This window comes from Parahoeflea olei (assembly GCF_001703635.1).
GTDB lineage: Bacteria > Pseudomonadota > Alphaproteobacteria > Rhizobiales > Rhizobiaceae > Hoeflea > Hoeflea olei.
The window spans coordinates 172,964-181,549 of record NZ_LQZT01000042.1 but is presented as its reverse complement, the minus strand read 5'-3'; the positions used below and the strand labels follow the sequence as shown (position 1 = coordinate 181,549).

The 8,586-nt window shown below is 67.6% G+C and carries 8 protein-coding genes and 1 tRNA gene; 7 read left to right on the top strand and 2 right to left on the bottom strand.

What is annotated here, in order from left to right:
- The 4 genes from AWJ14_RS17695 to AWJ14_RS17680 all read left to right on the top strand — a co-directional run.
- The coding region (locus tag AWJ14_RS17695) for a nitric oxide reductase activation protein NorD (protein ID WP_066182752.1) at window positions 1–1,899 on the top strand (1,899 nt) is incomplete at its 5' end.
- Between the two features lies 1 nt (window position 1,900).
- Window positions 1,901–2,074, top strand: coding sequence for a protein NnrT (locus AWJ14_RS17690; RefSeq protein ID WP_066182316.1), 174 nt, complete (start codon window positions 1,901–1,903; stop codon window positions 2,072–2,074).
- Window positions 2,071–2,328, top strand: coding sequence for an NnrT protein (locus tag AWJ14_RS17685; RefSeq protein ID WP_066182312.1), 258 nt, complete (start codon window positions 2,071–2,073; stop codon window positions 2,326–2,328). The genes AWJ14_RS17690 and AWJ14_RS17685 overlap by 4 nt, the downstream gene beginning before the upstream one ends.
- A gap of 11 nt (window positions 2,329–2,339) precedes the next feature.
- Window positions 2,340–3,527, top strand: coding sequence for an NnrS family protein (locus AWJ14_RS17680; RefSeq protein ID WP_066182310.1), 1,188 nt, complete (start codon window positions 2,340–2,342; stop codon window positions 3,525–3,527).
- Between the two features lie 111 nt (window positions 3,528–3,638).
- Here the strand turns inward: AWJ14_RS17680 and AWJ14_RS17675 are convergent, their stop codons facing one another.
- Entirely contained in the window at window positions 3,639–4,580 is a 942-nt protein-coding gene (locus tag AWJ14_RS17675) for a LysR family transcriptional regulator (protein ID WP_171904903.1), read from the bottom strand.
- 67 nt (window positions 4,581–4,647) lie between these two features.
- On the opposite strand from AWJ14_RS17675, the gene tcuA reads away from it, so the two are divergent.
- Window positions 4,648–6,042 carry an FAD-dependent tricarballylate dehydrogenase TcuA gene (gene tcuA / locus AWJ14_RS17670; protein WP_066182306.1) on the top strand — a complete coding sequence of 465 codons (1,395 nt, stop codon included), beginning with the start codon at window positions 4,648–4,650 and terminating at the stop codon, window positions 6,040–6,042.
- Entirely contained in the window at window positions 6,032–7,093 is a 1,062-nt protein-coding gene (gene tcuB, locus AWJ14_RS17665) for a tricarballylate utilization 4Fe-4S protein TcuB (protein ID WP_066182301.1), read from the top strand. Before tcuA ends, tcuB begins: the two co-directional genes overlap by 11 nt.
- Before the next feature lie 737 nt (window positions 7,094–7,830).
- On the opposite strand, the gene AWJ14_RS17660 is transcribed toward tcuB, so the two are convergent.
- Window positions 7,831–7,905, bottom strand: a tRNA-Thr gene (locus tag AWJ14_RS17660).
- 337 nt (window positions 7,906–8,242) lie between these two features.
- Between AWJ14_RS17660 and AWJ14_RS17655 the strand changes: the two genes are divergently transcribed.
- Window positions 8,243–8,452 carry a hypothetical protein gene (locus AWJ14_RS17655; RefSeq protein WP_066182298.1) on the top strand — a complete coding sequence of 70 codons (210 nt, stop codon included), beginning with the start codon at window positions 8,243–8,245 and terminating at the stop codon, window positions 8,450–8,452.
- Window positions 8,453–8,586: the final 134 nt, after the last annotated feature.

The window sequence follows — 8,586 nt, the reverse complement described above, 5'->3', positions numbered from 1 at the left end:
CTCGACCTGATGGAACCGGAAGAGACCTTCGGCAACCTCTGGCATGACATTGCCAGAGGCTTCGACGACAGCGTGTCGTTCCCGGATGCGGAGGTTCGGCTGGGCGATGTCCGCCCGAGCCTCACCCTTCTCTTCCGCGCGCTCGGCGGGGACGCCTCGGTGGAAATCACCGAGGCTCCCGCGAGCGTGATCCGCCACCGCCTCGGGCTTCGCCAGAAGCTCTCGACGGACAAGAACCAGCAGCATCTTGCCCGCTTCGACGGCGAAGCGCTGCGGCTGCCGCCGGCGATCGCCTGCTTCGCCGAGCGGGACCTCAACCGTGCCGCCTATTTCTGGCTGACCGCGCTGGCGGCGCTGCTGCCCGCCAGCGTGATCGCCGGGGTGCTCCGCCTTCCCCCCTCGACGCAGGAGCATGATCTCGCCGCGATCCGCGCCAATGCCATCGGCGCCGATCTGGTGTTGCGGCAATGTCCGGGCTTGAGAAAGGCCTTTCGCCGCATGGCGGCGCTTGCCGCGCAAAGCCGCGTACGTCTGCCGCTGCCCGCATCCGGTGCCGAAGCCGAGGTCGAAGCCTGCGTCCGCGACCAGTTGCGCGGCAAGCCGATCGCGCCTGTTGCCGCCCATCCCCCGATCCGCGGCTACCAGCCGTTCTTGCCGGTTCCGTTCTGGCTTTGCTTCGAGACTGCCGGTGCAGGTCGAAGTGCTGCCGAAGAGGCTGCCGACGCCAGGCAGGCGCCCGCCGCTGCGGCGACGAGCAAACGCAAGTTCGGCGAGCGCAAGGACCAGGACCAGACCAACCGCCGGGACAGCTTCATCATCCATCGTTTCGAAGCCATACTCTCCTGGGTCGAATCCATGAACATCAACCGCTCGGTCGATGACGACGAGGAAGACAACGCGCAGAAGGCCGCCGACGACCAGGAAAAGATCGTGCTGTCGAAACACGACCGCAAGGCCGCCACGCGCCTCAGGCTGCATCTCGACCTTTCGCCCAGCGACGCCGACCACGAGGCTCTTGCAGGCGAACATGTCTATCCCGAATGGAATCACCGGGCACGCGCCTATATGGAGGGCCATTGCCGCGTGCTCGACGCCCCGGCCGAGCCTTCGCAATCCGACGATTTCAGGCCCGATCCGCGCTACATCCGCGCGGTGCGCCGCCAGTTCGAGGCGCTCCGACCGCGCCGGCTGCTCCGGCCGCGGCAGATCGAGGGCAGCGAGCTCGATCTCGAGGCGCTGATCTGCGCCCAGGCCGATCTCAAGGCCACCGGCCAGGGCAGCGACCGGATCTGGCAGGACGCCCGCCAGACCGAGCGGGACCTCGCCGTGGCCTTCCTGATCGACACGTCGCGCTCAACGGAAGCCGCCATCGGCGACACGGCCGTGATCGATGTCGCGCGCGAGGCGATGGCGGCGCTCGCCCACGGGATCGACGCCGCCGGCGACCGGCTCGGCATCTGGGGTTTTTCCTCGCTCCGGCGCGACCGGGTGTTCCTGACCCGCGTCAAGGACTTTTCCACCCCGATGGGGCCGGCAGTCGTCGGCAACATCGCAAGCCTCAAGCCCAGCCACTACACGAGGCTCGGCGCCGCGATCCGCCATGTCAGCGCCGAGCTCGCCCGCGAGGGTGCGGCCCGCAAGCTGCTGATCGTGCTGACCGACGGCAAGCCCAACGATCTCGATCACTACGAGGGCCAGCACGGCATCGAGGACAGCCGCATGGCGGTGCGCGAAGCCCGGCATCTGGGGCTGAGCCTTCACGGCGTGGTCATCGACGAGGACGGCCAGGACTGGTTCGCCCGCATCTTCGGACGCGGTGGCTTCACCCTGCTGCCCCATCCCGAACGGTTGACCCGCGCACTTCCGGACATCTATCGCACGCTCACACAGGAGACCTGACATGCGCCTTGCCCTTTTCCTTCTTTCGCTGATGCCGGCCGTCGCTCAGGCCGGCGTGTTTGACCGGCCGGTTCCGCAAGCCCAGTCGGCGACCGCCGAGTTCTGGTTTGCGAGTTCGGCGATCCTCTTTTGCCTGGCGCTTTATGCGGTGCACAGGCTGGTGGCGCGGCGATGAGCCGGAGGGGCTGGCCGGCAGGCAGGATTGCCTTCGCGCTCTACCCGTTCGGCGCGGGCGCGATGGCGGTCAATGCCTTCTTCGCCTCGCTGATCGGCAGCTGGATCGGCCTGCCGGTGCTCTCGACCCCTGCCGCCCTGCTCACGGGTGCGGTGATTGCCGTGCCCGCGACCTACGCCTTCGCCCGCCACATCCGGGCGCTGATGACCGAGGCCGACAGGGCCGCGGACAGGGCGCTCCCGGAAACCCGCTAAAGGAGACCATCATGTCTTCCGCCTCCCAAATCCGCCACTGGCAGGGTCCCGCACTCTTCTCCTACGGCTTCCGTCCCTTCTTCCTGTTCGGCTCGCTCTGGGCGGGCGCCGCCATGATCATCTGGATCCTGGCGCTGACCGGCACCGTGGCGCCGCCTTCGCGCTTCGATCCGATTTCCTGGCACGCCCATGCCTTCCTGTTCGGCTATCTCGGCGCGATCATCGCGGGCTTCCTGCTGACCGCGGTTCCGAACTGGACCGGGGGGCTTCCGGTGGTCGGCGCTCGCCTGGCCGGTCTGTTCGCGCTCTGGCTCGCCGGCCGGGTGGCGGTGGCCTTTTCCGCCCATCTGCCGGCCTGGCTGGCCGCCGGTATCGATCTCGCCTTCCCCGTGGTGCTCTCGGTGGTCATCCTGAGGGAAATCGTCGCGGGCAAGAACTGGCGAAACCTGGTGGTGCTCGGGCTGCTCGTGGTGTTCACGCTGGCGAACCTCATCTTCCATGTCGAACAGGCCTCGGGCGGCTATCCGGCCCACGGGCTCGGCCAGCGGCTCGCGCTTGCCGCCGCCGTGATGATGATCGGCCTGATCGGCGGGCGCATCATCCCCTCGTTCACGCGCAACTGGCTGGTGCAGCAGAAATCTCCAAACCTGCCGGCCCCGCCGATGCAGCGCTTCGACAAGCTCACGCTGCTGGCGAGCATCGCCGCGCTCCTGGGTTGGGTCGGCTTTCCCGAGGCCAGGCTCACCGGCGCGGGCCTGCTGCTGATCGGGGGTCTGCACCTCCTCCGGCTTGCGCGCTGGCAGGGCCACCGCACCGGCGCTGAACCCCTGGTGCTGGTCCTTCATGCCGGCTACCTGTTCGTTCCGCTCGGCGCCATCGCCATGGGGCTTGCGGTTCTCTGGCCGGATCTCATTCCGGTGCCCGCGGCCAAGCACCTGTGGCTCGCCGGCGCGATCGGCACCATGACGCTTGCAGTCATGACCCGGGCCACGCTCGGCCATACCGGTCATGCGCTCCATGCCGACGAGGCGACCATCGCGATCTACGCCGCCATCATGCTCTCGACTGTGCTGCGCTTCATCGCGGGCTTCTGGCCCGGCCATGTCCTCTTCGACATCGCCGGATTGCTGTGGTGCCTGGCTTTCCTCGGCTTTGCCGTCGTCTACGGGCCGAAGCTCATGAGGTCGCGAAAGCCCTGAGTTCTATGCCCTTCGCTGGCCACACCAGCGGGCTTGCACCGTCTCGCGGCTTTCACCGTCATCGGCTGGCAACCCGCGACAGGTGATTGTGCGACAGGCACCGCGAGAAGCTCAGACTTCCGTGCGCCGGCGTGCCTCCGCCACGATCAGGTCGCGCAGCCGCGCCGCGGCCGGTGGGATCGCGCTGTTGCGCCGGAAGACCAGCCCGATCTTGCGCTCGACGCTTGGGGAGAGCAGCGGGCGGATCGCCAGGCCAGACCCGTCGTTGACCGGCACCGCCGACAGCGGCAGCGCGGCCACGCCGAGCCCCGCGCGCACCAGTTCCAGCGCGGTGGAGGTGCGCGGCACCTCGTAGCTCCAGAACAGCGACAGGCCTTCGCGCGCGAGCGCCCGGTCGATCAGCGCCCGGTTGCCGCTGCCCTGGCTCGGCAGGACCAGGCGCTGGCCGGCAAGCGCCGCCCATTTCAGCGCGCCGGAAGACTGCGCCAGCGGATGGTCGGGTGGCAGCACCAGCACCACACGGTCCTCGAAGAACGGCTCAAACAGCAGCGTCCCGTCCGGGGCGGCCCAGGACGAAACCCCGAAATCGGCCTGCCCGTCCTCCACCGCTTCCGCCACCTCGTTGGCCAGCAGATCGAGAATGCGCACCCGCGCCTCGTTCTGGCGGGCCGCGAAAAGCCCGACCGCGGGAATGACCACGCGCGCGATCGTGCTCGGCACCGCCGCCACGGTGATGATGGCGCGGTTCTGGAAGTTGAACTCGGTGGTGTCGTCCTTGAGTTCGCGCAGCGTCTCGCGCGCCTCGTCGAGCAAGGATTGCGCGCGCGAGCGCAGGCGCTTGGCGGCGAGCGTCATCCGCACCGAGCGCGTGGTCCGGTCGAAAAGCGGCGTGCCCAGCGCCTGCTCGAGCTTGCGGATGCGCCGGGTGAGGGCGGATTGCGACAGGCCCAGATGCTCGGCCGCCGCAACGAAGGAGCCGGTTTCGGACAGGACGAGAAAGGCCTCGAGTTCGGCGAAATCGAAATTGATGCGCATAGCGGCATAATCCGACATTCTTTTGCATTTATCAATCGGCGGTGCGCCCGATAGGGTGGCGCGCACGAAGCCACGGAGCATGCGCATGGGCCAGCCAGACACCCGCCACGACATTGCAATCATCGGCGGCGGAAACGCAGCGCTTTGCGCCGCCATCACCGCCGCGGAGGCCGGCGCCAAGGTCATCATCCTGGAGGCCGCACCGAAGGAATATCGCGGCGGCAATTCCCGCCATACGCGGAATTTTCGCTGCAAGCACGAAGCCCCCTTGTCCGTTCTGGTCGACAGCTACGGCGAGGAGGAATATTTCGACGACCTGCTGCAGGTCACCGGCGGCCGCACCGACGAGGCGCTTGCCCGCATGGTGATCCGCCAGTCGGAGGAATGCCTGCCCTGGATGGAGGCCCATGGCGTCCATTTCCAGCCGTCGCTGTCCGGTACGCTCTCGCTGGCGCGCACCAACGCCTTTTTCATGGGCGGCGGCAAATCGCTGGTCAACGCCTATTATCGCACCGCCGCAGCGCTCGGGGTGGAGGTGCATTACAACGCTCCGGTGAGCCATGTGGCGCTGGACGGCAATCGCGTCACGCGGGTGGATTACGACCTCGACGGCGAGCGGCGCAGCATCGCGCCGCGTGCGGTCATCGTCGCCTCCGGCGGGTTCCAGGCCGATATCGACTGGCTGGCCGATGCCTGGGGTCCGCCCGCCCGCAATTTCCTGATTCGCGGCACGCCCTACAATCGCGGCACCGTGCTGCGCGACTTGCTGGACCAGGGCGTGTCCTCGGTCGGGGATCCGACCCAGTGTCACGCGGTCGCCATCGACGGTCGTGCGCCCAAATATGACGGCGGCATCGTCACCCGGCTCGATTGCGTGCCGTTCTCGATCGTGGTGAACAAGGACGGCCAGCGCTTCTATGACGAGGGCGAGGATGTCTGGCCCAAGCGCTATGCCATCTGGGGCCGGCTGGTTGCCGCCCAGCCCGACCAGGTGGGCTACGCGATCATTGACGCCAAGTCGGCCAATCTGTTCATGCCCACGGTGTTCCCGCCGATCAAGGCCGACAGCCTGCCGGAGCTCGCCGAGAAGATGGGCCTGCCGGTCGGAGCGTTCATGGCGACCGTCGAAGAATTCAACGCGGCCTGCGGCGATGCTTCGGGTTTCAAGCCGATGGAAAAGGATGGCGTCGCCACCTCGGGCATCGAGCCGGCCAAGACCAACTGGGCCCGCCCGATCACCGAGGCACCGTTCTACGGCTACAGCCTGCGCACGGGCGTCACGTTCACCTATCTGGGGCTGAAGGTCGACGAAAAGGCCCAGTGCCGGACCGAGAGCGGGCCGATCGAGAACCTTTGGGCGGCAGGCGAAACCATGGCCGGATCGATCCTCGGCAAGGGCTATCTCGCCGGATTCGGCATGAGCATCGGCACCGTTTTCGGACGCATCGCGGGCGCGGAGGCCGCACAGCATGTACAGTAATCCCCTCGAAGAAGCCGCCCGCCAGGCGCAGATCTGCAACGCCTGCCGCTATTGCGAGGGCTATTGCGCCGTCTTTCCGGCGATGCATGCGGAGCGCGCCTTTGCGGAGGCCGACCTGGTCCAGCTCGCCAATCTCTGCCACAACTGCCAGAACTGCTATTCCGCCTGCCAGTACACCGCGCCGCACGAGTTCGACCTGAACCTGCCCGGCGTTCTGGCCGAACTGCGTCAGGAAAGCTGGGAAGAGGCGGCGTTCCCGGCCGCCCTCGGCCGCGCGTTCCACCGCTCCGGCACGATGCTGGCGCTGGCGCTGATCGCCGGCTTTGCCGTGCTGTTCCTTGCTGCGCGCAACCTGCCGGGCGACGGCGAGGGCTTCTACGCCGTCCTGTCGCACAACGCGATGGTGGCGATCTTCGTGCCTGCCTTCGTGCTGCCGCTGATGGCGCTGGGCGTGTCGCTCAGGCGTTACTGGAAGCGGATCGGCGGCGGGCGCATCCGGCTTGCGCACCTCCAGAACGCCTTCGGCTCGGCCGCGACCATGCGCAACCTGGCGGGCGGCCACGGCGACGGCTGCAATTTCCAGGACGAGGACCGCTTCTCCCATGCGCGCCGGGCCATGCATCAGGCGGTGATGTACGGCTTTTTGCTGTGCTTTGCGGCGACCTCGGTCGCAACCGTGATGCACTATGCCTTCGACATGCCTGCGCCCTACGGCTTGTTCTCGCTCCCCAAGCTCCTGGGGGTGACGGGCGGGATCCTGCTGTGCCTCGGCACGCTCGGCCTTCTGCGGCTCAAGACCATGGGCCGGCCGGAGCTGCAGGCGCCCGACGTGCGCGGCGGCGAATTCGGCTTCATCCTGCTGCTCTTCACGGTCAGCGCGTCCGGCCTGCTGCTCTACATGCTCGGCAGCACCCCCGCGCTGGAGCCGCTGCTTGCGCTGCATCTCGGCGCGGTGCTGACCTTCTTCGTGCTGACGCCCTATTCCAAGATGGCGCACGGTTTCTTCCGTCTTGCCGCGTTGGTGCGCGACGCCCAGCGGAAGCTGGGATAAGGGCTCGCGATCCTGTCGGACTGCTCTTGTTGAGCACGGGAGGCGGAGGAATTGCCCGCCTCCGGCCTGCGTCGGGGATGAAGGCAGAATGCGCTGCCGCGCGACCGGCGCGGCCGAACGCCTGCCGGAAACGCAACACCCATTGCCTGCCTCGATCCGTGCGGGTCGTGTCGCAAGACTGCCGCGACCGAAGTCATGCCGCGAAAATCCTGGCACTTGCGCGCAGAGCCAATCCGTAGGGCAGGGCCCTGTCATGCCCGATCAGGGCACCGACCTCGGGCAGGTCGCGCATGGCGAGCCAGGAAAAACAACGCAACCGCGAAGGCGCTGATCGCCTCGGCCCGGAGGCTGCGCCCGCTGTTCGAGGCTGAACGGCGGCCTGAGCCGGAAGCGCTCCTCCCCGTTGATCAAACTCGACGAGGTCCGTTCCCTCCTGTTCCGCGCCCGGCAGTCCAGGAGGGCCGCCGGACCGCCTGCCGCGCGAGGCCGCTGGCGTCGCGTGTCGCAAGCGCAAGGCGCTCGGTCGCGACGCTTGCGCCATCCGGCGCAGCGAGAGTGCCCTGATTCCCTCAAACCGGAGGAAAGCCCGGTCCCGGCACGCGAAACGAGTCCGGACATGGGTCTGAGACAAACCTTTTGAGCCGGGAGGGATGGAAATGGCGTCGCGGACACATTCCCGGAAGCCGCCGGCAATGGCGCTCGCCCCAAGGCATTGATTCCCGGAATGTGTGGAAAACTGGTGCTGCCGGAGAGATTTGAACTCTCGACCTCTCCCTTACCAAGGGAGTGCTCTACCCCTGAGCTACGGCAGCCCGTCTGCTTCAGATGCGTTTGGGCGGGGAGGCGGGACAGAGATGTTCCTGTCAACCGCTGCCGCCGCGTCCTGGACAGTCCCGAAAGGCTGTAAACGACTGAAGCGGCCCGCTATTGCCACAGCTTGGACAGGAGTGCAAGCACAAACGGGCGATTGTTGCGGCAGGCGTGAAATTGCCTTTGGGCAAGCCCGGGGCAGCGGGGTTTCTGCACGTCCCGCAGGGCGCTGTTCGCCGCGGCGGGGACGGGGAAAACCGGAATCCGGGCGGCAGGGGAGGGGGCGATGCGCAACGCCGACCTTCACCTGTGCGTCGCTTTGCGCTATCGGGAATCGCCATGAGCGAACCGACAGAGACCGGAAAACAGACCGAAGTTGCGCGCCAGGCGGCCTTGCGGGCCGAGCGGCGGGCTCAGCAGCTGCGCGCCAACCTGCAGCGCCGCAAGGCGCAGACGCGGGCGCGGCGCGAGGGCGGGGCCGACGAGGCCGAAGGCCTGCCCGCGGCTGCCGCGCCGCCGCGGCCGGGCGACGGCGGAGATCCCGAGTGAGCCCGACCGTCCTCATGTTGCCGCATTCGCGATGATGGTCTAAACACCGCCGCAGATTTTCCACGGCCGGGCGCAGTCGCGGCCGCGACGGCCTTCAATACACTCAAGACAGCTCAAGGGCACGCAAGGGGACA

Excerpts from the sequence above, each read along its gene's own strand:
- AWJ14_RS17690 (WP_066182316.1), top strand. The coding sequence starts at position 1,901 with ATGCGCCTTGCCCTTTTCCTTCTTTCGCTGATGCCGGCCGTCGCTCAG.
- AWJ14_RS17685 (WP_066182312.1), top strand. The coding sequence starts at position 2,071 with ATGAGCCGGAGGGGCTGGCCGGCAGGCAGGATTGCCTTCGCGCTCTAC.
- AWJ14_RS17680 (WP_066182310.1), top strand. The coding sequence starts at position 2,340 with ATGTCTTCCGCCTCCCAAATCCGCCACTGGCAGGGTCCCGCACTCTTC.
- AWJ14_RS17675 (WP_171904903.1), bottom strand. The coding sequence starts at position 4,580 with ATGTCGGATTATGCCGCTATGCGCATCAATTTCGATTTCGCCGAACTC.
- tcuA (WP_066182306.1), top strand. The coding sequence starts at position 4,648 with ATGGGCCAGCCAGACACCCGCCACGACATTGCAATCATCGGCGGCGGA.
- tcuB (WP_066182301.1), top strand. The coding sequence starts at position 6,032 with ATGTACAGTAATCCCCTCGAAGAAGCCGCCCGCCAGGCGCAGATCTGC.
- AWJ14_RS17655 (WP_066182298.1), top strand. The coding sequence starts at position 8,243 with ATGAGCGAACCGACAGAGACCGGAAAACAGACCGAAGTTGCGCGCCAG.